This window comes from Spiroplasma endosymbiont of Dioctria linearis (assembly GCF_964030865.1).
In the GTDB taxonomy this organism is placed as follows: domain Bacteria; phylum Bacillota_I; class Bacilli_A; order Mycoplasmatales; family Mycoplasmataceae; genus Spiroplasma_A.
This window is the reverse complement of record NZ_OZ034984.1, coordinates 277,874-304,340: the sequence shown is the minus strand read 5'-3', so window position 1 is coordinate 304,340 and position 26,467 is coordinate 277,874. Positions and strand designations below refer to the sequence as shown.

The following is a 26,467-nucleotide window of genomic DNA, read 5'->3' as shown; positions in this document are numbered from 1 at the left end:
GTCCTCTACTATATTCATAATAACTCTTATATTCCGTATTAAGATGATAATCGTTAAGAATAGAATGAGCTATATTCCTAAAATCAAATTGTACTGTTCCTTTTTTTCGGACACCTATATTTTATAAATAAGTCTATTATTATAAGAATATTGATACATTTTCAAATTATAAATATATTCATTTACAATATTGTATTTATAACCCTCCTTGATTGTTTCTCTTTTAAGAGTAATTCAAAAAAATTCAATATATCCATTGTCTGTTTATCTACCTATTGTATGCATACTTAAACCAAATGGCATTATTGTTAAGCCATATTAATAATATTTAAACTCCGAGCCGTTATCAGAATAAATAATTGATTTTGGTTTAAATGTTCTAAATTCATTAAACCTATTAAAAAATGACACTAATACTAGTTTCATACCTTTAATATTTTTAGTTACCAAGTCATAAACTTTTTTAGTGTTTACATGATAAAAAGCGCAAGTATATAGTTTGCATCCTGCTATTATTTTCTCTGTAATATCTACAGAGAAAATATGTCCATAATTTTTCAAATCCTTTTGATATTTAAATAATCTAGGATACTTACCATTTTCTCTGGAATAACCGATTTACTCTTTTGCATTTTATAGTTATTAGGTTTTAACTTTAGAAACTTCATTATTCGCAGAGTTTTTTATGACTACAATTTAAATCCAAATACTTCAATAATTTTCTAAATACATAGATATTAACTTCATTTTTGTAAACATCATTAATTCGCAAAACCAAATAACAATTAAAATTCTTAGTTTTGTTTACCTTTTGTTATTCACTCATAGTAAATGGTGGTATTTGCTAAATCAATTAGTCTAAAAAGTCTTCTAACTGCAATATTTGAATATTTAATTGTAAAGTTATAAGCTGCTTTTGATTTAAATGTATTTACTCTTACTTATTTACTTCTTTATATCAATCATTTCTCTTAACTCTTTAAGCATTTCATCTCTTAATTTTAAATCTTCGCTTTCTCTTTTTGACTTTTTAAGATTTATCTTTAATTTTATAAACTCCTCATTATTGGCTTTAGAGGAGTTCTTAAATCCACTTCTTACATTTTCGTCATAAATTTTTATTCAATTTACAATCTTGATTTATCAATTCCTACTGCTTTTGAATACTATGCTAATAACAAATTAAATTTTTTAATTGATTGAATACTTAGTCAAAATAAAATATCTTTTAGTTCACAAATATTTTATATTAATATATAAAGTATTTTAAAATATGTCCGAGAAAAGGCTACACTAAGAATTATATTAATACCAAAAAATAATACCTTTCAAACTTACCTAGCTTCAAAATTTTTAAAAATAAGATTTAAATAATGTACTCAAATATGGAATAAATAGATAAAAAGTTTGCACATATCTGCAAACTTTTAAATTTATATTATATTATTTTTTATGAAAATACAATAAAGTCCTTTTGCGATAAAGTTCTTACTCCTTCAATTATTTGATCTAAATCAAAGTGCATATTTAAGTAACCTAAATTTCAATAAACTACTTTTTCATTTTGATATGATTCGCTAAGATTATATATTGATAGGAAGATTCCCCTCTGACTATTGTAATTTTTATAATATTTAGTTCTACCAATGCTTGAAGGATTTGACCCACTATCAGATAAACCTCTAAAATCAAATAAATATGTTGAACTTGATGGCAAATTTGATAAATCTAAAAGCTCATTTTGATAAGAAACTAAAGTATTTCTTAATGACAGAGCTGGATTAATTATTTCTGATCCACCAACACCGGCTGTCAAAAAATTAAGTGCATTTGTAAAATCAGATCTTTTAAGAGCCATTAAAATATCTTCTTTGGAATTATTATTTTCCAAATAGTTATAACTATAATCAACACCAAAAACTTCATGAAATGATTTAATTGAATTTATAGAAAATTCAGTCATATCATCTAAAATTGCTTCTGAACTTTGATTTGAATCAATTATATAATTAGTAGCTATTTTAAAGTCAGGTAAATTATGAACATATTCTTGATCAGGAAATTTAATTGAAAGTCCAGTTAAGTTAACATAATTCAATGAAAATGAGTTTTTATATTGTTCAGTTTTTTTAAACTCACCATTTGAATTTAAATTTAGATTTTTAATAAAATTTTCTTTTGAAATTTCATAATCTTTTTTTCAAACATTAAGATTATCTTCAGTAAAATAATTATTTTTTAATACATAACTTGTTGGATAAATGTCAGGATTTTTTCTAAAAATACTTTCTAGCATAAATTGACCTTCTTCAGTTTTATAATCAAACTTAATTGATTCACTACTATTAAATGCTTTTGGTGTATTAATAGAATGAAATAAAGATGTTCTACTTAATTCTGAACTTTTATAAAAATTATCTGTTCCAAAAGATAAAGGCAATGTTGGTAATTTACTAAAATAATTTGTTTTAATAAATTTAGCAATAGATTCTTTAAATCCATTTGTTTTTGCAGTATTATTTCAGTAATTGCTCATTTCTTTATCAATATTTCCATAGCCATCTATTTTACTTTTTTCACCCTTAATATCATTTCAAAGTAAATTTGAGTATTTTATGGCATCTGAATCTTTTGATGAAAAATAATCCTTTGTGATATTTTTATAAAATTTATCAGATGAATCTTTTAATGTTGCATCATTTGTTAGAGTATATTTAAAAGAATCATTAATTTGTAATAATTCAATATCTTTTTCACCTTTGTATTGAACTTGTATTTTAAAGTCTAATAAAACGTTTCCTAAATATAATGATTCACTTTCATTTGTATCAATTTCTAAACTACTTCAATCAAAAACAATTCCCTTGTATAAAGTATTTACTTCATTTAAAAGAATACTGTACTCATTAACAAGTTTTAATTTATTTAATTCAGATTCTAATTGACTAATATCTAATATTTTATTAATATCTTCAACTAAAAGAGCTAAGTTTTTTTCTCCAATTTCACTTGAAGTTTTACCCTTAAATATTTTAATAGTGCTTTTATTTAAAAACTTATAATCTTTTTCATTAATAGTTAAACCAATCATTTTTTCATAAACATTATTTTGTAAATGCTTTGCAAAAATTTCATTAACATCTTTTTCAAGATCCTTAACTAATTTGTCATAATCTATTGTTGGAGGTTTTGTTGGATCAGTTGGACCACCACAAGCAACAACACTTGCACTTGAAGTTGCAATTAAACTAACTGCTCCTAATAAGCTTAATAATTTTTTCATATTTTTTTCCCCTTATGTACCTTTGTTTTGACAATTCAAAACTACACTTATTATACTTTAAAACTAGCTAATTTTCAAATTTTTGACACATATAAGTATTGTAATGTTCCTTTTATCAAACACCTATATTTTAAAACTACTCAGTATAGGATAACCTAATTTTACGAACTTCCAATATTTGTAAATTTTTTTTCTATTTATATTACATTCAAAATTTTGATTTAAATTTCACATTTCTAAAAAACTTGCGATCTTATTATTAAAGTCTTCAAGTAAAGTAAAGCAATTACTATATGTTCTTTATAAAATTTATTTTTACTCAACTATTAAGTGATAGAGTTGAAACACTATGTTTGAGATTTATATCTTATACAGAATGATTTAAAAAAATATAATTCTTATTAATAAAGTTAAATCTAATTTTATTAACAAAAAATGTCTCTTCATCTGTTGTTTTAATAAATTTGATATCAATAAGTTTTTAACATAATTTTTAATTATATTAAAAAATTTAAAAAAGCTATTACTTCATTTTTTCTATCAAAAAAATAAGAGACTATATCTATATTAGCCCAATTGTATCAAAAAAATAACTTGATTTTTTAACTAAACATATTATGTCAAGTATAGAATAGTTTTTTTCATTCTATTGGAACTTCATGTTTATCATGCTATCTTTTATTACTTTACCATTGCTCCTTCAAAATTATGAAATTGAATATACTCCAAAACATTATTGTATACTTCCTAAAAAGAATTCAAGTTCTTTTGATATCACTCTGCTTTTAAAGAAAAGAAAAAAATTTTAGAAGCAGCATTATCTAGTTAATTTCCATGTCTGCTTAAAGATATAAAAATTTTATTTTTTACAATACATGTGACTAAAAATTAGCGTATATTGAAAACCTTTATCTGAGTTAATTATTAGGTTTTTGTTTTTTAGAATATAGCCTTCATCCATTTTAAGTGCTTTAAAATAAATTTTATTATCATTTCTCATAGATATATCATATCCAACTGTAAAATTAGTATTAGCATCTTTCATAATACTTAATTAGGCAAACTTATTATAAACATAAGATAAATATGTAATATCAGTTACAAATAATTCAACTCTATCAAAACTTTTCATTACCTATTAACAATATTAGGACATTTAGAATTTCTGACTTTAATCTCTTTTGACTTTATACTTTTCTTTGATATAATTTTTGATTTTAAACGCAGAAGTCTCATATATTTATAAACTAATGTATTTGAAACATCAATATTATAGAAACACTTTAAAGTCATATTGATTCTAGAATAACCATAAATATGATTATAATAATTAGAGACCTCTAGAATAAAATAAGTCAAAACTTCATCAAACTTATAATTAAATAAGAACTTATTCTTTTTATTCAACTGTAATAATTTGATTGTGCTCTTTTAAGTGCCTTCCATAAAAAATTAACTGCTCAGTCAAATTTATTTTTTCATTATAGTTATACTTTAGTTGCTGTTTTTTTTCTTAAAGCTCTAGGAATTTATTGAATTTTTTTAATATCTCATTCTCTATTTCTAAAAATTTATTTCTCTTTTTGAGTTCCATATTCTCTTTTCTAAATGGTTTATTTTTTAACTTGATATCACTTTTTAGTTCTTGCGTTTTGTCATCATTCTTGAATAAAAATCCTTTAGACATTCAACTCCGTATTATTCATATCTAAAGTTCATTTTGCTACAGTAGAATATGAAACATTATGTTTTCTTGCCAATTCACTTCAACTTTATTGATTAATTGCTCAATCCTTTGCTACTTCTATTTTAGTATCCAAATATACCATATTAGATTTATAAGCTTTAAAATTTGCCATATAAAAAATTCTCTTCTATATAAATTATATTGAATATACTTTGTCAAGTATACAAAATGTTTTTTTATAAAGTAATTGCATTTAATGCAATTACTTTTATTTTGTTTCAATTATTAAAGTATTCATAAGATGGAGGATTAGAAGTTTTAACTCGTATTCTTTCATAATTATAGAAGTGAATATATTTACTAATAGAGCTTTCCAACTTTTCAAAAGAGTTTACTTTTAACTCTTTTTTTCATTCCTCTTTTAATGAAGAAAAGAATGTTTCACACGTTGCATTATCTATTGAATTTCCAGGTCTTGATAAAGAAATAATTATATTATTCTTTTTTGAATAATTTTTTGCAAAAAATGATGTATATTGGGAACCATTATCAGAGTGAATTATAAGCGGTTTGCTTATGTCATTTCTATATTTTGTTGAATTAATAAGAGTATCTCTATAAATTTTTATATCATTTATGTTAGGCAATTTATAACCAACTATAAATCCTGTTTTAACATTTTTTAAAACGCTAAGATAAGCAAATTTATTATTTAATGGTAAATAAGTAATGTCAGTCACTCAGCATTCATTCTTCTCATAGATTTCTCATTTTCTATTAACAATATTGGGTCCATGAGTAATACTTTTCCTTTCCTTAGGTTTTCTAATCATCTTTTTAACTCTAATTACTAAATACATCTTATATATTCTCATTATTCTTTCTACTTTATTTTGGCTTATGTTTATCCCCTTACTTTTTAAACATATTGTTATTCTAGGACTACCATAAATACCTTTATATTTAAAAAATAGAATCTTTATTTCTTTTGCAATATAAATGTCTATTTTTATAATATAATCCTTTTTACCATTGTTAACTCACCTATAATAACTAGATCTAGTATTTTTTAAAAGCTTACATAAATCTGAAATACTATATCTGTATTTAAATTCTTCTATGATTTTATAAATATAATTTATTTTTTCTTTTGATTTTCGATCATTTCATTGAACTTTTTTATAACTTTATTTTCCATTTCTAATCATTTAATCTTCTTTTTAAGAATTGCTAGCTCCTTATCTTTTGGGTCTAAAGAGTTTGGCCTAACACTGGAATGCTTGTTATGCTTTCCTGTTTTCGAAATTAAAGCTCCAGCTCCGTATATTTTATAATTTATGCAAAGATTTCTTGCTGTTGAATAAGGTACAGCATATTCAATTGATAGCTCTCTAAAAGTTCTATTTTCATTATAGTGTCTATTTACTAACTCTTACTTTTGTTTAATACTTAATATATTTGATTTATTTCCTGTAACATTTGACATATAAAAAATTCTCATTGTATACATTTTATGTTTTTTTAACATTATGTATACAGAAAAAGGTAACCTAAGTTTACCAGTAGTTTTACTACTGGTTTTTTTAATGAAATGAAAAAATGAAAAAAACAAAATACAGTAAAGAATTAAAAATAGAGGTTACAAAAAAGTTTAATCAAGGTCATACACCAAAAAAATTAGTAGAAGAATACAATTTAACTTCTGGAGTACAATTAGTTTATTTATGAAATAGAAAATACTCAAATTTAAACTATAATAATACTAACTTTTGTAAGGAGCTTAATATAATGGCAAATAAATTGAAAAAGGATTTTAAAGATAAAAGTATAAAAGTTTATGAAAAAGAAATAGCTAAATTAAAAAAACAATTAAAGGAGTCAAATGAATTAGTACTACTTTCAAATGCAAGATATGAAATTTTGGAAAAGTCCATTCCTTCTTGCACAACGGAGATGATCATCAACATGATGAAAATGAGCAAGAAGGACTTAATTCAGATAACAAAGACAAAAATTTATAAGCATTATTCTTTTTGCATAATATACAAATTTGAAGCGTTATATGGAATGGGAACTAATAAATTAATTAATTTCTTTTATGTATCTAAACAAGGTTATTCAAAATTTAAAAGAAGATTTGTTCTAATGTCACCAATAAAAATTTTCAAAGAGAGATTATCATTACCTGGTTTTCCAATTTTTCAAAGAAAAGTTTTAAAAAATGTTAATTTTTATATTGAGCAATACTTTAAAACCTTTAAAGGCTTTGTCTCAGGGGCTAATATAATTAATAAATGAATTCTTGAAACTTATAATCTAAATATTTCAATTAGAGAAATAAGGAAAATTCAAAGAGAAAATATATTTAAAATGCCTACTTTTCAAAGAAAAAAGAGAACTAACTTAGGTATCAATAAAAGCAATAATTACATTAGAAAAGATTCAATTATGAATAATTTTAAAAAAGAGAATGTTATTGAAGTTGATGGAAGCCATATGAAAATAAGAATTAAAGGAGTATTAGAAAATCAAGTTGTCATTTTTGGATACAATTGATCTAATAATAATATAATTTCTTATTCCTTCGATAGAACAGAAAATAGTAATAATGCTTTTAAGGTTTTTAATAAAATTAAAAGTTATGTTAAGAACCTCTCAATATCTATTTTTTTAATACAAACGGATAGAGGCACAGCATTTGCCAATAAAATGATATTTAGTTTCATTAATAGGAACAGTAATTTTTTAACTCATTCTATGTCTGAAGCGGGTTTTAAGCATAATGCTCCAACCGAATCACTTAATGGATGAGTGAAAAATAAATTTTATAAACAATATAGTAATGAATTCACTTCAATGGAGGATTTTCATAATAAGTTTGCAAATTTTGTGGAAATGTGAAATTTAAATCATGATTTTAAATATAATATAAATAGAAAAAAACAGTTTGCAAATATTGCAAACTGGTAAACTTAGGTTATCGCATTCTTACTTAGAGAATTATATTCAATATAAATTATATTAGAATTTTTTTATTTTAATCCTATACATAAAGCATTACATTGAACCTTGTATACATTTTATGTTTTTTAACATTATGTATACTTAGAGAATTATATTAATAAAAAATAGTTTGCAGATATCTGCAAACTATTAAATTTTGATTATAATATTTTTTATAAAAATTCTAATAATTAATAAGTACTGTTTAAAATTGAAAGTTATATTTATAATTAAACAAACAAATGTTATCTATGAAAATACAATAAAGTATTTCAGCCCGTTTCTTGTTCCATCAATTATTTGATCCAAATCAAAATGAATATTTAAGTAACCTAAATTTCAATAAAATATTTTTTCATTATAATTATTGTTACTTTGATTCAAGTAATATATTGTTGAATATATTCCATTTTGACTACTATAATTTCTATAGTATTTACTTACTACATATCCTGATACATAAGCATTAGCAACATCAGTACTTCTAGAATCAAATAAATATGTTGAATTTGATGGTAAATTTGAGTTTTCTAATAGTTTATTTCTATATGAAGATAAACCATTTGCAGTTAATGAGAGAGCTGGACTCATTAACTCTAAACCGCCAGAAGTAGCTTGATTAAACTTAATTGCATTTGTAAAATCAGATTTCTTAATTGCCATTAAAATATCATCTTTGGAATTATTATTTTCCAAATAGTTATAACTATAATCAACACCAAAAACTTCATGAAATGATTTAATTGAATTTATAGAAAATTCAGTCATATCATCTAAAATTGCTTCTGAACTTTGATTTGAATCAATTATATAATTAGTAGCTATTTTAAAGTCAGGTAAATTATGAACATATTCTTGATCAGGAAATTTAATTGAAAGTCCAGTTAAGTTAACATAATTCATTGAAAATGAGTTTTTATATTGCTCAGTTTGTTTAAACTCATTATTTGAATTTAAATTTAGATTTTTAATGAAATTTTCTTTTGATATTTCATAATCACTTTTTCAAACATTAAGATTATTTTCAGTAAAATAATTATTTTTCAATATAAAGCTTGTTGGATTCATATCAGGATTTTTTCTAAAAATACTTTCCAACATTAATTGACCTTCTTCAGTTTTATAATCAAACTTAATTGATTCGCTATTATTAAATGCTTTTGGTGTATTAATAGAATGAAATAAAGATGTTTTACTTAATTCTGAACCCTTATAAAAATTATCTGTTTCAAAAGATAAAGGCAATGTTGGCAATTTACTAAAATAATTAGTTTTAATAAATTTAGCAATAGAGTCTTTAAATCCATTTGTTCTTGCAGTTCTATTTCAGTAATTGTCAATTTCTTTATCAATATTTCCATAGCCATCTATTTTATTTTTTTGACCCTTAATATCATTTCAAAGTAAATTTGAATATTTTTTAGCATCTGAATCTTGTGATGAAAAATAATCCTTTGTGATATTTTTATAAAATTTATCAGATGAGTCTTTTAGTGTTGCATCATTTGTTAGAGTATATTTAAAAGAATCATTAATTTGTAATAATTCAATATCTTTTTCACCTTTGTATTGAACTTGTATTTTAAAGTCTAATAAAACATTTCCTAAATATAATGATTCACTTTCATTTGTATTAATATCTAAAGTACTTCAATCAAAAACAATCCCCTTGTATAAAGTATTTACATCATTTAAAAGAATACTATACTCATTAACAAGTTTTAATTTATTTAATTCAGATTCTAATTGACTAATATCTAATATTCTATTAATATCATCAACTAAAAAAGCTAAGTTTTTTTCTCCAATTTCACTTGCAGATCTACCCTTAAATGTTTTAATAGTAGTTTTATTTAAAAACTTATTCTCCTTTTCGTTAATAGTTAAACCAATCATTTTTTCATAAACATTATTTTGTAAATGCTTTGCAAAAATTTCATTAACATCTTTTTCAAGATCCTTAACTAATTTGTCATAATCTACTGTTGGAGGTTTTGTTGGATTAATTGGACCTCCACAAGCAACAACACTTGCACTTGAAGTTGCAATTAAACTAACTGCGCCTAATAGGCTTAATAATTTTTTCATATTTTTCCCCTTATGTACCTATGTTTTGACAATTCAAAACTAAACTTATTATACTTTAAAACTAGCTAATTTTCAAATTTTTGACACATATAAGTATTGTAATATATGAGTAATAAGCGATTATGTACCTACATATTAACAAGATACTTTTTCCTCCTTTATAATCAATAAATTGAGATTTTATGAAAGGGCTAATATTATCTACATTTCATAAATAAACTAATTGTACTCTTCTACTAATTTTTTGGTGTATGAGCTGGATTAAACTTTTTTGTAACCTCTACCTTTAATTCTTTACTGTATTTTGTTTTATCATTTTCTCCTTTCATTAAAAAAACCAGTAGTAAAACTACTGGTAAAATTAGGGTACCTTTTTCTCTAGTTAAATTTGGAGATTATATTTATAATTAAACATACAAATATTATTTATGAAAATACAATAAAGTATTTTAGTCCAAATCTTCCTCCATCAATTATTTGATCTAAATCAAAGTAAATATTTATGTAACCTAACTTTCAATAAAATATTTTTTCATTATAATCTTTAATACTAGGCTTAAAATTCAAGTCATGTATTGTTGAATATATTCCATTTTGACTGCTATAATTTCTATAATATTTAGATCCTCCATAACCTGCTACAGAATCCCTACTAGTGCTCGGTTCTCTAGAATCAAATAAATATGTTGAATTTGATGGTAAATTTGACAATTGTAATAGTTTATCTCTATATGAAGATAAACCAGTTGCAGTTAATGAGAGAGCTGGACTCATTAACTCTAAACCGCCAGAAGTAGCTTGATTAAACTTAATTGCATTTGTAAAATCAGATTTCTTAATTGCCATTAAAATATCTTCTTTGGAATTATTATTTTCCAAATAGTTATAACTATAATCAACACCAAAAACTTCATGAAATGCTTTAATTGAATTTATAGAAAATTCAGTCATATCATCTAAAATTGCTTCTGAACTTTGATTTGAATCAATTATATAATTAGTAGCTATTTTAAAGTCAGGTAAATTATGAACATATTCTTGATCAGGAAATTTAATTGAAAGTCCAGTTAAGTTAACATAATTCATTGAAAATGAGTTTTTATATTGCTCAGTTTGTTTAAACTCATCATTTGAATTTAAATTTAGATTTTTAATGAAATTTTCTTTTGATATTTCATAATCACTTTTTCAAACATTAAGATTATTTTCAGTAAAATAATTATTTTTCAATATAAAACTTGTTGGATTAATATCAGGATTTTTTCTAAAAATACTTTCCAACATTAATTGACCTTCTTCAGTTTTATAATCAAACTTAATTGATTCGCTATTATTAAATGCTTTTGGTGTATTAATAGAATGAAATAAAGATGTTTTACTTAATTCTGAACCCTTATAAAAATTATTTGTTTCAAAAGATAAAGGCAATGTTGGCAATTTACTAAAATAATTAGTTTTAATAAATTTAGCAATAGAGTCTTTAAATCCATTTGTTCTTGCAGTTCTATTTCAGTAATTGTCAATTTCTTTATCAATATTTCCATAGCCATCTATTTTATTTTTTTGACCCTTAATATCATTTCAAAGTAAATTTGAATATTTTTTAGCATCTGAATCTTGTGATGAAAAATAATCCTTTGTGATATTTTTATAAAATTTATCAGATGAGTCTTTTAGTGTTGCATCATTTGTTAGAGTATATTTAAAAGAATCATTAATTTGTAATAATTCAATATCTTTTTCACCTTTGTATTGAACTTGTATTTTAAAGTCTAATAAAACATTTCCTAAATATAATGATTCACTTTCATTTGTATTAATATCTAAAGTACTTCAATCAAAAACAATCCCCTTGTATAAAGTATTTACATCATTTAAAAGAATACTATACTCATTAACAAGTTTTAATTTATTTAATTCAGATTCTAATTGACTAATATCTAATATTCTATTAATATCATCAACTAAAAAAGCTAAGTTTTTTTCTCCAATTTCACTTGCAGATCTACCCTTAAATGTTTTAATAGTAGTTTTATTTAAAAACTTATTCTCCTTTTCGTTAATAGTTAAACCAATCATTTTTTCATAAACATTATTTTGTAAATGCTTTGCAAAAATTTCATTAACATCTTTTTCAAGATCCTTAACTAATTTGTCATAATCTACTGTTGGAGGTTTTGTTGGATTAATTGGACCTCCACAAGCAACAACACTTGCACTTGAAGTTGCAATTAAACTAACTGCACCTAATAGGCTTAATAATTTTTTCATATTTTTCCCCTTATGTACCTATGTTTTGACAATTCAAAACTAAACTTATTATACTTTAAAACTAGCTAATTTTCAAATTTTTGACACATATAAGTATTGTAATATATGAGTAATAAGCGATTATGTACCTACATATTAACAAGATACTTTTTCCTCCTTTATAATCAATAAATTGAGATTTTATGAAAGGGCTAATATTATCTACATTTCATAAATAAACTAATTGTACTCTTCTACTAATTTTTTGGTGTATGAGCTGGATTAAACTTTTTTGTAACCTCTACCTTTAATTCTTTACTGTATTTTGTTTTATCATTTTCTCCTTTCATTAAAAAAACCAGTAGTAAAACTACTGGTAAAATTAGGGTACCTTTTTCTCTAGTTAAATTTGGAGATTATATTTATAATTAAACATACAAATATTATTTATGAAAATACAATAAAGTATTTTAGTCCAAATCTTCCTCCATCAATTATTTGATCTAAATCAAAGTAAATATTTATGTAACCTAACTTTCAATAAAATATTTTTTCATTATAATCTTTAATACTAGGCTTAAAATTCAAGTCATGTATTGTTGAATATATTCCATTTTGACTGCTATAATTTCTATAATATTTAGATCCTCCATAACCTGCTACAGAAACCCTACTAGTGCTCGGTTCTCTAGAATCAAATAAATATGTTGAATTTGATGGTAAATTTGACAATTGTAATAGTTTATCTCTATATGAAGATAAACCAGTTGCAGTTAATGAGAGAGCTGGACTCATTAACTCTAAACCGCCAGAAGTAGCTTGATTAAACTTAATTGCATTTGTAAAATCAGATTTCTTAATTGCCATTAAAATATCTTCTTTGGAATTATTATTTTCCAAATAGTTATAACTATAATCAACACCAAAAACTTCATGAAATGCTTTAATTGAATTTATAGAAAATTCAGTCATATCATCTAAAATTGCTTCTGAACTTTGATTTGAATCAATTATATAATTAGTAGCTATTTTAAAGTCAGGTAAATTATGAACATATTCTTGATCAGGAAATTTAATTGAAAGTCCAGTTAAGTTAACATAATTCATTGAAAATGAGTTTTTATATTGCTCAGTTTGTTTAAACTCATCATTTGAATTTAAATTTAGATTTTTAATGAAATTTTCTTTTGATATTTCATAATCACTTTTTCAAACATTAAGATTATTTTCAGTAAAATAATTATTTTTCAATATAAAACTTGTTGGATTAATATCAGGATTTTTTCTAAAAATACTTTCCAACATTAATTGACCTTCTTCAGTTTTATAATCAAACTTAATTGATTCGCTATTATTAAATGCTTTTGGTGTATTAATAGAATGAAATAAAGATGTTTTACTTAATTCTGAACCCTTATAAAAATTATCTGTTTCAAAAGATAAAGGCAATGTTGGCAATTTACTAAAATAATTAGTTTTAATAAATTTAGCAATAGAGTCTTTAAATCCATTTGTTCTTGCAGTTCTATTTCAGTAATTGTCAATTTCTTTATCAATATTTCCATAGCCATCTATTTTATTTTTTTGACCCTTAATATCATTTCAAACTAAATTTGAATATTTTTTAGCATCTGAATCTTGTGATGAAAAATAATCCTTTGTGATATTTTTATAAAATTTATCAGATGAGTCTTTTAGTGTTGCATCATTTGTTAGAGTATATTTAAAAGAATCATTAATTTGTAATAATTCAATATCTTTTTCACCTTTGTATTGAACTTGTATTTTAAAGTCTAATAAAACATTGCCTAAATATAATGATTCACTTTCATTTGTATTAATATCTAAAGTACTTCAATCAAAAACAATCCCCTTGTATAAAGTATTTACATCATTTAAAAGAATACTATACTCATTAACAAGTTTCAATTTATTTAATTCAGATTCTAATTGACTAATATTTAATATTCTATTAATATCATCAACTAAAAGAGCTAAGGTTTTTTCTCCAATTTCACTTGCAGATCTGCCCTTAAATATTTTAATAGTGCTTTTATTTAAAAACTTATTCTCCTTTTCATTAATAGTTAAGCCAATCATTTTGTCATAAATATTATTTTGTAAATGCTTTACAAAAATTTCATTAGCATCCTTTTCAAGAGCCTTAATTAATTCGTAATTTTCTACTTTTACTGTCTCACTATCGCCACATGCAACAACGCTTGCACTTGAAGTTGCAATTAAACTAACAGCTCCCAATAAGCTTAATAATTTTTTCATATTTTTTTCCTTTAAAATTATTTTTACGATATAAAATTAATTTTACAAAAAAATAAAAAAATTCAAGAGTTTTTTTGAAAAATATAATCAATACTTACATAATTAAAGTCGTATTGGGGGGCTAAGTAACATTATTTCCTAAGAATTTGGATCATTTCTTTTGGTATACATCCATTTTTTCAGACACCTATATTTTATAACTAACTGTATTACTATAAAAATACTGAAGAATACGATAACCTCAGTATACCAGTTTGCAATATTTGCAAACTGGTATACTGAGAAACTTAGGTTATCAAATTTTCTTTAAAATAACTTCTAAAATAGTCTAAAACTTTATTCATATTTAAGTTTTTAGGTTTTCATCTATTTGCTTCATTTAAGACCATGAAACTATCCTTATATCATTTTAATAAATTTTCATAATCTTTTATACTAAATTTAACTATCTCTAATAAATTATTTTCTAATAAGATTTGTGATATTTTATATCAACTTAAACTTGTATTATAAGGTGAAAACCCCTTCAACTCTCATTGAATAATGCATTCTAATATCAAAAAATAGTCAGTTTTTAAAGATTTAAATGAGTTTTTATAAGAATAAAATGAGTGAAAAGAATTAACATAAAGTCCTCTTTTATCCATTTCTTGCTTTCATTCAAAAATTAATAAATTGAAATAATTTCTTCCTAAGTCTAAAAATGGCTGCATCGCCTTATTATTGGGATTAATATTCAAATAATAGTCATGCATTCCAAATTCTTTTCTCAATGCTGATAATGCAATATCTGGTGCATATTTGTAAAGCTCATAGGGAATAATTCTCATAGATAATTTCCTCTCTTTTATTTGCAAAATATTTTAACATTTAATTAAATAAAAATTAAATAATAATATTTTTTTAATTTAAAAGTCCAAATTTATAATTCTAACTAATTATTTTGGACTTTAACATAAACAAAAAAGCAAAGAGTTAATATAAATATTATTTAATAATTTAATTTAGAATCTCTATTTTTAAAAGTCAAAATTATCTGGATTAGGTCCCACTCTTTCCTCTTTTATTGTTGCTATTAATTTCATATCCTCACTAGTTAATTCAAAATCGTCTATTTGAATATTATCAATTACCCTACTTGGTTTTGAAGATTTTGGTATTATTATATATCCTAATTGTAATCCTCATCTTAAACATACTTGAGCTTCTGACTTATTATATTTTTTAGCTAGAGTTTTCAATTTTTCCACTTCAAAACATTTTCCTCTAATCATTGTTCCTCAAGATTCAACTAAAATATTATTTTCTTGACAAAATTTAACAACTTCCAAATTTTGCAAAGCTGGATGTAATTCAATTTGATTAATTACTGGCTTAATTCTACAATTTTCTAGCATTTCTTTCAGATGATGTACTTGAAAATTACTTACACCAATTGATCTTACTTTTCCTTGATCAACTGCTTCTTCTAATGCTTTTCAACATTCAATTTTATCTTCAGTTGGTCAATGAATTAGAAGTAAATCAATATAGTCTATTTCCAATTCTTTTAAAATATCATTAATAGCTTGTTTTGCTAATTCATATTTATTATGTGAATTTCACACTTTTGAAGTAATAAATAACGAATTGCGATCAAGGCCGCTTTCTTTAATTGCTTGAGCAATTATTTCGTGGTTTTTATAAATAGAAGCTGTATCTATATGTTTATATCCTGCTTTTAAAGCTGCTTTAATAGATGCCAAAGTTTCTTTTTCATCTACTAATTCATAAGTTCCTAATCCTATTTGTGGTATTTCTAAACCATTATTAAATTTTAAAGTTTTATTGAGTATTTTATTCATTTCGTTTTCCTTTACTGATTATTATAAACCTTTAATATTTAAAAGATTCCTATTTAAAATCAAGTACAAGTCTCTTTAAGGTTGTCTACTATCTTATATTTGATATTTAAATATAAATTCTTTTTTATCAGCAAATAATAAAATCATTATTAATGCATAATATTTGCTGATAATTTAAATGCTGGAATTGAATCATCATGAATTATTTCTTCAATTTTTAACATTAATATAAGAAATTTTACGTAATGCTTTTTATATAAAGGTTTTTGTATTAATAAGATTGACTGCAAGTATCTTTAATATCATATTAATTTATTTCTATGCATTTTTTATAAATGAATTAATTATCATCTATATTCACATTGCAAGAAGCTCTAATTAAATTTTTTTAACTATACATATAGTTAAAAAAATAATATTAATAAATTACTAAAATAGTTTTCAAATCCTACATATTTTTTACTATTTAAATTATATTTACTAACTCAGTTTTAACAATTTATTTATTTTTAAAACCATGATAAACAGAATCGTTTAAGTATAAGTTTTTTATATCAAAACGCTCTTTAAAATTTTTTGTGTCTCCTGATTCAATTGCTTTAATTGCTTTACATGCTGATTCATGTGAGTCACAAACTATCATTTGAGGTACATCTCCTTGATTTAATTTGTCATAATAAAATGCTCCTGAAATCATTTCATTAAGAGAAAATCCAGGAATTTCACCACGTAAAATTCCTAATTTAAATCTAAAATCAGAAATTACTGGTAATAAATATTTTTGTTTATTATCAATTGCTTGTTGAACTAATAAACCAAATTCCATATATGTCCCAGAATCCCATCCATCTATTTCTAAAATTACATAGTCAGCATCTTTTAAATCACTAATACCCATCTCAAAAATTATTTTGTTACTTGGTCTTCCTATTGAATTTATATCAATATCAGCTGGGTTTTCAACTAACAACTCTGGAAACATTTTTCGTAATATATCTCCTTCTTCTTTTCTTGTTTTACACTGTGCGTTTGTAAATAAACTACCTGCATTATAAATTATCTTTTGATTGTTTTTCATATTTTATTTTCCTTCTGGTACATTTACCATAATATTTTTTAATAATTTATAAAAGCTATAAACCAGTTATAAAAAATATTATTCTTTGTGAAAATTGTGCCTAATCTTATTTAATGCATTGAAAACATATCAAAATAATTTTGAACAATTTGAGAAAACCTTCTTCTCACAATCAAATATTAGCACAAGATATGATAATAAAATAATAATCTATAACTGAATTTAATAAATTTAAATTTAATATAACTTACTTTGCAATATTTGTACATTTTTAGAGTATATACCCTAATTATTAATTAACAATAGTATCAAACTGACATTAATAAATGAATCATAAGAAACTGTGATAACGGTGTAAAATATCAATCATTTCTGCAAAAAACTATTTAATAAGAAAATAAAAAAGAGCTTAAAATAAACTCTTTTAAAAAATTAAAATATTTTATTAGTAAGTATACTGCGTTTTATAACTATAAAACAAGACAATTTAAGACATGTAAAGTTCAATATTATAATGCTTTAATAAGTTGAACAAAATCAAAGTAGTCTCATGATTAAGTGCATTAATTTTATTAATAAATTACTTGTATAATTGAAGAATTACATTCACAATAAAAATACTAATTCTTCATTTTTTTATTAAATAATATCTTCTCCATTAGAACTAATTACCTTTTGGTATCAATAAAAACTATCTTTTCGATAACGCTTCATATCCTTTAGATCAAATTCATCACGATTAACATAAACAAAACCATAGCGCTTTGATATTCCCTGATGTGTTGAAACCAAATCAATGGCACTTCAAGGGTTATAACCAAATAGTTTCACACCATCATTTATAATCTTTGGAATCTGTTCAATGTGTTTTCTTAAATAGTCAATACGATATTTATCATGTATTTTACCCTCACTTGTTAGTTCATCTTTGGCTCCTAAACCATTTTCAGTAATAATTATTGGCAAATTATATCTATCATGTAAAGCTCTTGCAGTCAATCTAAATCCCAATGGATCAATTTCTCATCCATATTCACTAGTTTCTAGGTGTTTATTTTTTGTTGATTGAAACATATCTTCTAAGTTAAAGCCCATTTGTTGATCTCCAACTTTAAATTCTTGATCTGTTGTTGGTGCTTTAACACTCATAGAACTATAATAGTTAAAAGCAATAAAATCAATTTTTGCCCTTTTAAAAAGTTTTAATTCCTCATTAGTAATTTCAATATTATAATTATTTGCCTTTCAAAAATTAAGCAAAATTTTATCATAACTTCCTTTTACAAAAGGATCAATATAAATTCAATTTCTAATTAAATTAGCATTGTGAGCTGCTAAAACATCTTCAGGTTTATTAGTTTGGGGATAAACTAAGGAAATATTTGGTGCAACGCCAATTTTTGCTTTTTTATCAATAGCTTTTAAATGAATAATTGCTTTTGCTTGAGCGACATTCATATTATGAAACATTTGATATGATTCTTGTCCTTTATCAATTCCCGTCATTTGTTTTCCAAGTAAATGACCAAACATAACTACCATATTTTGCTCATTAATTGTTTGTCAATATTTAATTTTATCTTTATACTCAAAAAATAAAGTCTTAGCATATTTTAAATAAGCTTCTACTACTAACTCCTTATTTTGTCAACCACCCTTTTCTTCTAAATAATTTGGTAAATCAAAATGATGAATTGTAACTAAGGGCTCTATTTTATATTTAATAAGTTCATCTAATAACTTATGATAAAACTCAATTCCCTTTTTATTTGGTTCTGATTCAATCCCTTTTGGATAAATTCGCGTTCAATTAATTGAGAAGCGATAAGATTTAAAACCCATTTCTGCCATTAAGGCAATATCTTCTTTAAAATGATGATAATGATCTGCAGCAATTTTAAAATCAGTAATATCTTTAAAATTTAAACCTTTAATAAATCCCCCTGCATTAACATCTTGAACAGATAAACCCTTACCATCTTCATTTCAAGCTCCTTCCACCTGGTAAGCACTTGTAGAGGCACCTCACAAAAATTTTTTTGGTATTTTATTCATACATTTTCTCCTTTTTATTCTCTAATTCTTTTTTTACTAATATAAAAATCTTTTGAATCAATTAACATATAACCAATTTCTAAGGCATTAATGGCATTGTAATATAAGTCCCCAACTTCTGCCAATATTTTATTATCAGCTTTTTGACTTATTTCTAAAACAATAGCATTGATAGATTCATAAGATTTTCTTTTTCATGTATTAAATTCACTAATTGCTTTATTGCTTTCTGTTTTCACTTTTATTAATTCATCACTTAACTCTTTAAGTTTTACATTATTTTCTAATTGATTATAATTATCTAATAATCTTTTTAACTCTGCTTCATTATTATCTCTAATTGAAACCCTTGCTAATTTTGTAATAATAGCTTGTTTTTTCTTTTCTAATTTAGAATATCAAATATCTATTTTTGACTCTAATGAATTAATTTTAATAAATATTTTTTCAATTTCTTTTGACCTCAAACTATCTTCTAAAGAAATTACAGAATCAATTTTTTTTATTTCCGCTTCTAATTGTGTTTTTGCAACATTAACTTTAATCTTTTTAGCTAAACCATAATATTTTAAAAGTGCTTTATTTGCTGATTTAACAGATTTTTTTTCATCTTTTCTTTCAACATACATTAAGAGCGCAACTCCTGCAGCTACAGGAACAACTCCAATGTTAAGAATAAATCATAGAACACAATTTAATACAGCAGAGTTAGGCACTCCTGTAAAAATATTATTTGCAGAAGGCATTAATTTTACTCCATTAATTACGGTTTCAGCATATCTTGGTTCCATTAAAGTACCTGTAAAACCAAAAATTCCTAAACCACCAGAGGTTCTTGCTTCAATTCCCAATAAACCAGACAATAATCCAAATAGTCCAGCTGCAATAATTCCTGCAATAAATGGTCTCATTTTCGGTAAGTTAATTCCATAAAGTATAGGTTCAGTTACACCAACAATTCCCCCAGGAATTGCTGCAATAACAGTTGACCTTAATTGACCATTTTTAGTTCTAATAGCAACACCAATTGCAGCTCCAACTTGAGCAAAAACAGCAATATTAATGGCCATTAAAGTTGAGAAATGCCCCGCTGCCATTGGCATTAACACAGTCATAACTACTGGTACATGCATACCTGTAAGAACCAACGGTTGCCAAGCTGCTACGAATATCATAACTCCAACTCCATAAGGAATTTGTGATAAATATCCAACAATTAATGCCATAAATTGCTCTATTAAAAATAATATTGGACCTAATAAGAAAAACATTGATCCATAAGCAATGATAACTATTAATAATGGTCTAAATAAAACATCAATTGATGTAGGCATTCAAACTTTAATTCATTTATCTAAATAAAAAATAATAAATGCCATAGCCACATGGGGAATAATTGATGAAGTATATAGTGCTGCTTTTACAGCAAATCCATTAATACTAAATAATGTTAAGTCAGGTTGAATTCCCAATCCTAATGGAGCTCCTGCAATTAATAATGATAGCAACAGCTGCATTATTGTAGGTCCCCCTAATCATTTCATAGCATTATAACCAATAAAAATTCCCATTAATTTTAATCCAGTCTCTGAAGCAATATTAATAAATAATGAAAATAAATCCACATTCATATCAATTGGAGCTCCAGTACCAAATTTCATATCAGTAATTACATTTCCCATTACAAGTAAAGTTTTTAAACCCATTAATAATCCTGATGCCATCATTATTGGAAGTGAGGGCATAATAATTGCTCCAACAGCAATCATAAATCTTCGAGCTAGACTTTGTTTGTTTGCAGTTTTAATTTTATTTTTATTAGTGGTAATACCTTGAGCAACATTTTCTACAGCCTCTTTGACTTTATAAACTTCTCCTCCAATTACAATTTGAATCTGATTTCCAGCTCAAATAATACCTTTAACTAAATTAATATTTTTAATTGCTTCAACATCTACTTTTTTAGTATCAAGCACTTCAAAACGTAATCTAGTCATACAATTATAAACTTGTTTATAATTTTCCTTTTTTCCTACGGCTTTATAAATTTCTTCTGCTGCTTGTTCATATTTATTTTTAGTATTTAATAGTTTTTGAACTTGTTCTACTGTTGAGTTCTCAACAGTTTTTTCTTTAAATACTAACTCTCCAATTAAATCTCCTCTTTTTATTAATTTTTCATCTTTAATATTGCTATTAAAACTTCAATCTTTAAATTCCTGTAAATCAATTACTATGGGTGTAGATTTGATAATATTTTTTTCCTCTAAAAGCTTAAAATCTACAGCCACAATTTTTGTTTTTAAATTAATGGAATCTCCCTCATTGACTTTAACATCAAATGGTTTTCCCTGTAAATGAATTGTATCAAGACCAATATGCATAAGAATTACTGGTCCTTGCTTACTTTTAAAATGAAAAGCATGCTTAGTATGAAATATTTGAGCAACCGTTCCTTCTTCAAAAGGTGAATAAAAGTCACTTGAAGTTGGTTCAATATAAACCCCATCTCCCAACATATTTTCAGAAAATACACCATCATTTAAATTTTTTAATGGTTTTACTTTTCCATCTATGGGAGAATAAATTTTAATATTTTTTTCCATTTATGAAATCTCCTTTCATAAAAAGAATACAATTATAAAAAAATAATATATATAAAAAATAGCTAAGAGTATTTTACTTTCCTATTAGTGAAATTGACCACATAATTAATTACAAAGTTGTAGAAATAAATATTTTAAAATAAAGCTTCTATACTCATAAATATGTTTTAATTCTTTTGAATCAATACATATAATTTTTTGTTTATTGCTAAATTCATTCACTTTCGAATGGGTACATAATACTAAATAATTACTATATAGAAAATCATTTAAAAGCATTTCTAAAGTTTTAGTATCTTGTCCTCCAATAATAAAAATAACAAAGTCATTTTCATCAACTTTTGTTATTTGATTAATTTGATCAAACATTTGAGTATAGAAAACACATTCCTTTCCGTTTCTTCTTATTAATTCAGCAAAAAATAAGGCTTCAAATTGAAATTGATAAGAAGAAAATATATATACTTTTTTAGATTTTTTTATACTTGCTTTTGAGTTAACAATTTTATTTTCATAACTTCTAAACTCTTTTATAACACTAACTATTTCTTTTTCAACATCTAAGTAATTTTTATTAGAACTGTCTAAATTTTGATTAGTTTCACGATCAGATATTTCCAATTTTATTTTAAAAATTAATTCTCTATATCCTTTATAACCAAGGGAAATGGAAAACTTGGAAATTGTAGACTCTGCTACATTTGATAACTTAGCCAATTCTTTCATACTAGGTGTAACTTTTGTTAAATAAGATTTTAATAAAATCTTTGAAATAGCATTATTAGCAGAATTTGGATTAATATTTATATTAATGAATAATTGATTTAGAACAGATTTCATATTGTGCCTCCATTATAGTCAAATATAATTATTAATAATAAAAAAAAAAAAAAAAACAATGATTTAATGTTTTCATACTATAAATATCTATATTTCAAAATATTGATTGAAATAAAGAACTAATCGTTTTTATTCTGGTAGTGAACCAAAACAATTTACTTATGATGAATATAAAAATCTTCTATTGAAGTAAATTCATTAGTATATTGTTTATAAATTTTTTTACAAAACCATTAAGTAATTCGCTTGGAGCATTATGTTTAAAACACGCCTCAAACATAGAATGAGTTAAAAAATTTCTATTATTATTAATAAAACTGAATATAATAATGCTTATAAATTTTTATTTTTGTTATCTGAATTAAGTATTTCTTGTTCACTTTCATTGTGTTGATGATCATCTCCGCTTTACAAGAAGGGATGAATTTTTTTAAAATTTGATACCTTGCATTTAAAAGTATTACTAATTCATTTGACTCCATTAATTTTCTCTATAATTTAGCTATTTCTTTTTATAACTTTTTATACTTTTATCTTTAAAATATTTTTCAATTTATTTGCCATTATAGTAAACTCCTTACAAAAATTAGTATTATATATATCAAATTTGAGTATTTTATGTTTCATAAATAAAATAATTGTATTCCAGAAGTTAAATTATATTCTTCTACTAATTTTTTAGGTGTATGACCTTAATTAAACTTTTTTGCAAACTCTACTTTCAATTTTTTACTGTATTTTATTTTTTAATTTTTTCCTTGATTAAAAAAACCAGTAGTGAAACTACTGGTAAAACTGGGTTACATTTTTTCTTTTTTAAATTTTTATATGTTTGTATGTTTGTATGTTTGTATGTTTGTATGTTTTTATCTCATAACTTGAGCTGGTAGAAGTTCCTCTTCTATTAATATTTTATCATCCACGATTTTTAATAATAAACTTGGAGCTGCTCCTCTTATTTTTTTCAATTCATTTTTACCATCAGATGAGAAATTGCTAAATGCTAAGGTTAATAAATATTCAGAGTCCAAATTATCTGAGATTACTCCCCATGCGTATGCATAATTCTCATTTCAAACTATCTCATTTTCAATTTCAGTTTTTTCAGGTTTAGAATATAAAATTAAACCATCTTCATTTATAGGAGTCATTTCACCAAATAAACTTCCTTTTGTTGTGAAGCCATGTAAACTATCATTTTCATTTAAACCAGGAGCCAAATTCATATTATAGTATCCATGAGTTGTTGTAAACATATAATATCTATCAAATTTTTTATTATAAATTAAACTTGGTCTTTCAGTCTCATCAGAGACCAAATTTGAAGCTCATAGTGGGTTTAATAATTCAACATCTCCACTATCTAAATCTAATTTTGCAATTCCAATAGCTGAATTTGCCATATTTGATCTCTCAAAATCATAATCGTCAGGATAATCTTCAAAACCACCAGTATATTCAGGTAGTCGTTCGCCTTCTTTACCAGTTAATAAACCTGTATTTCCTTCAAATAATAAATATTCTTGACCTGTTTTTGGATCTCTAAAGTAAAATGGATCTCTAAAAGCTCATTTTTGTTTAGCATATCCCACTGCTTCAGCTGCTTCATGAGTTTGATATAAGTTCCCATCAGCTTCCGCAATTATTTTATGAAAAGTAGGTTTCTCAAATTTTGGAATTACATCATCAAAATTTAAGTTTATTTTTGCTAATGCAATTCTTTGATTTCAGTTGTTACCATAAGTAAGATTAGATACAGTATAAAATAAATTAACTTCTTTAGTATCTTCATCATATAAAGCAGAACCAGATCATTCCTCTGAACCTTTAACTAAATTTTCAGATAGAACATACCCCCCTGGGATTCAATTACTTCCTGTTTCAGAATAAAAATACATTATTTTTGTTTCTCCACTGCCATCTACTGGTTTTGATAAAGCAAATCATATTTGATATCCATTTACAGTGGCAACACTTCCATCATTATTCATTAATGCTCAACTATCTCATATATCATAATTCTCAATAAAAGCTGTTTTATTTGAGTAGTTAATGTCAGGCATTAACCTTTCATTATTAAATTTAACTTTTGACGCTGTCATTTCCGTTCATCTATAAGTTTCTTGATTAATTTGTATTTGTTCTTTAACTACTATGTTTGATATTGAAGCACTTGGAATTACTATTGTCCCAAGTAAACCTAATAATAGTTTCATAAATTTCTTTACCCTTCTTTCATAACCCACCCTAACTCCCTTTTTAGCAAAAGCTATTTTTAATATTTACGTAGTTAATTTAATTCTTACTCCTTTATCCAAAAATATTTTATCAAATATTTGAAAAATTTTCTACTTTTTAATAAAAAAAATAGAAAATATTTTAAAAATAATATACGGATAGACTTTGACTTGTTTTAAAAACTATTTGATTTAGAAGGATATTTTATTAAGAAAATAAAAAAACTCCTTCTCTAAGAAATACTATAAGTATTATTTAAAGTTGGAGATTTAATATTTTAAAAATGTTTATTCCTTTGCTTCCAATGCCTTATAAATAGATTCCATATTTATAGGTAATTTTACAAGGTTTTTTAATGGCAGATTATTTTTTATTAAATATAAAAATAAGTAATTGATTTGCTTAAAGTTTTCAATTGCTACAACTAAAGAGTTTTCATCGATATCATATTTAAAAGTTTTTATATTTAAGTCGTTTAAAAATAATCTGAAATCTTTTTCATCAAACTTCTCATTTACATATAACTTATATTTTGCATAAACATTTAGTTCTTTAGTAGATCCATTAAAAATATTTTTTCCATCATCAATAATTATAAAATCATCAATAATGTCTGCTATTTCATCAATGTTGTGAACTGTTATCACAACAGTTTTTCCAGCCTTTTTTGCATCTATTAGAAGAGTCTTAATTTTATTTCTTCAATATGAATCAAGATTTGCTCCAGGTTCATCAAGAATAATAATTTCTGGATCTTTGATAAAGCATAATATCAGATTCATACGATTTTTCATTCCTCATGAAAAACTTCTAATTGATTTATCCTTTGCTTCTCAAATATCAAAATATTTCATTCAATATTCGATTTTTTTAATTGACTCTTTTTTTTCAATACCCATCATAATACAAATATCCAATAGAAATTTATATGAACTAACTACATATAAAGAAAAATCCATTTGAGTATAATAACCAATTTTTTTATTCACTAAATAATATTTTTCTGATTTTCTTGAACTAGACTCGATTTCAATCTTACCTTTAAAATCTTTAATTATTCCTAATAAAGAATTTAAAATAACAGTTTTTCCACTTCCACTAGACCCAAGTAAAGCTGTGATTCTTGCCTTTTTAATTGAACAATTTAAAGGGCCAATTATCTTTTTTTTATATTTTTTAGTATAATTATCAAATTTTATAATTTCTTCCATAATT

General features: G+C 24.0%; 14 protein-coding genes. 1 reads left to right on the top strand and 13 read right to left on the bottom strand.

Annotated elements, in window-relative coordinates:
- Nucleotides 1-1,450 precede the first annotated feature (1,450 nt).
- Both AAHM84_RS01270 and AAHM84_RS01265 read right to left on the bottom strand, forming a co-directional pair.
- Nucleotides 1,451-3,283, bottom strand: coding sequence for a lipoprotein (locus AAHM84_RS01270; RefSeq protein WP_342259104.1), 1,833 nt, complete (start codon nt 3,281-3,283; stop codon nt 1,451-1,453).
- Between the two features lie 1,923 nt (nt 3,284-5,206).
- Nucleotides 5,207-6,112: an IS3 family transposase gene (locus AAHM84_RS01265; protein WP_342259360.1), complete on the bottom strand. Its 906-nt coding sequence runs from the start codon at nt 6,110-6,112 to the stop codon at nt 5,207-5,209.
- Nucleotides 6,113-6,569: 457 nt separating this feature from the next.
- Here AAHM84_RS01265 and AAHM84_RS01260 point away from each other — a divergent pair, with 457 nt between their 5' ends.
- Nucleotides 6,570-7,940 carry a hypothetical protein gene (locus tag AAHM84_RS01260; protein ID WP_342259103.1) on the top strand — a complete coding sequence of 457 codons (1,371 nt, stop codon included), beginning with the start codon at nt 6,570-6,572 and terminating at the stop codon, nt 7,938-7,940.
- A 282-nt stretch (nt 7,941-8,222) separates the two neighbouring features.
- Here the strand turns inward: AAHM84_RS01260 and AAHM84_RS01255 are convergent, their stop codons facing one another.
- From AAHM84_RS01255 to AAHM84_RS01205, 11 genes are all read right to left on the bottom strand, one after another.
- Nucleotides 8,223-10,061, bottom strand: coding sequence for a lipoprotein (locus AAHM84_RS01255; RefSeq protein ID WP_342259102.1), 1,839 nt, complete (start codon nt 10,059-10,061; stop codon nt 8,223-8,225).
- A gap of 426 nt (nt 10,062-10,487) precedes the next feature.
- A complete protein-coding gene (locus AAHM84_RS01250) occupies nt 10,488-12,332 on the bottom strand; it encodes a lipoprotein (RefSeq protein ID WP_342259101.1) in 1,845 nt (614 codons plus the stop codon).
- 426 nt (nt 12,333-12,758) lie between these two features.
- On the bottom strand, nt 12,759-14,591 hold the full coding sequence (locus tag AAHM84_RS01245) for a lipoprotein (protein ID WP_342259100.1): 1,833 nt from the start codon (nt 14,589-14,591) through the stop codon (nt 12,759-12,761).
- Between the two features lie 287 nt (nt 14,592-14,878).
- Nucleotides 14,879-15,421 carry a hypothetical protein gene (locus tag AAHM84_RS01240; RefSeq protein WP_342259099.1) on the bottom strand — a complete coding sequence of 181 codons (543 nt, stop codon included), beginning with the start codon at nt 15,419-15,421 and terminating at the stop codon, nt 14,879-14,881.
- A gap of 189 nt (nt 15,422-15,610) precedes the next feature.
- Nucleotides 15,611-16,435, bottom strand: coding sequence for an aldo/keto reductase (locus AAHM84_RS01235; protein ID WP_342259098.1), 825 nt, complete (start codon nt 16,433-16,435; stop codon nt 15,611-15,613).
- Nucleotides 16,436-16,934: 499 nt separating this feature from the next.
- A complete protein-coding gene (locus AAHM84_RS01230) occupies nt 16,935-17,513 on the bottom strand; it encodes a hypothetical protein (RefSeq protein WP_342259097.1) in 579 nt (192 codons plus the stop codon).
- Nucleotides 17,514-18,152: 639 nt separating this feature from the next.
- Entirely contained in the window at nt 18,153-19,568 is a 1,416-nt protein-coding gene (locus AAHM84_RS01225) for a glycoside hydrolase family 1 protein (RefSeq protein WP_342259096.1), read from the bottom strand.
- A 14-nt stretch (nt 19,569-19,582) separates the two neighbouring features.
- Entirely contained in the window at nt 19,583-22,174 is a 2,592-nt protein-coding gene (locus AAHM84_RS01220; RefSeq protein WP_342259095.1) for a glucose PTS transporter subunit IIA, read from the bottom strand.
- Between the two features lie 105 nt (nt 22,175-22,279).
- Nucleotides 22,280-23,014: a hypothetical protein gene (locus AAHM84_RS01215; protein ID WP_342259094.1), complete on the bottom strand. Its 735-nt coding sequence runs from the start codon at nt 23,012-23,014 to the stop codon at nt 22,280-22,282.
- Nucleotides 23,015-23,880: 866 nt separating this feature from the next.
- Nucleotides 23,881-25,230, bottom strand: coding sequence for a glycoside hydrolase family 68 protein (locus AAHM84_RS01210; protein WP_342259093.1), 1,350 nt, complete (start codon nt 25,228-25,230; stop codon nt 23,881-23,883).
- Between the two features lie 309 nt (nt 25,231-25,539).
- Nucleotides 25,540-26,463 carry an ABC transporter ATP-binding protein gene (locus AAHM84_RS01205; protein WP_342259092.1) on the bottom strand — a complete coding sequence of 308 codons (924 nt, stop codon included), beginning with the start codon at nt 26,461-26,463 and terminating at the stop codon, nt 25,540-25,542.
- Between the last annotated feature and the right edge of the window lie 4 nt (nt 26,464-26,467).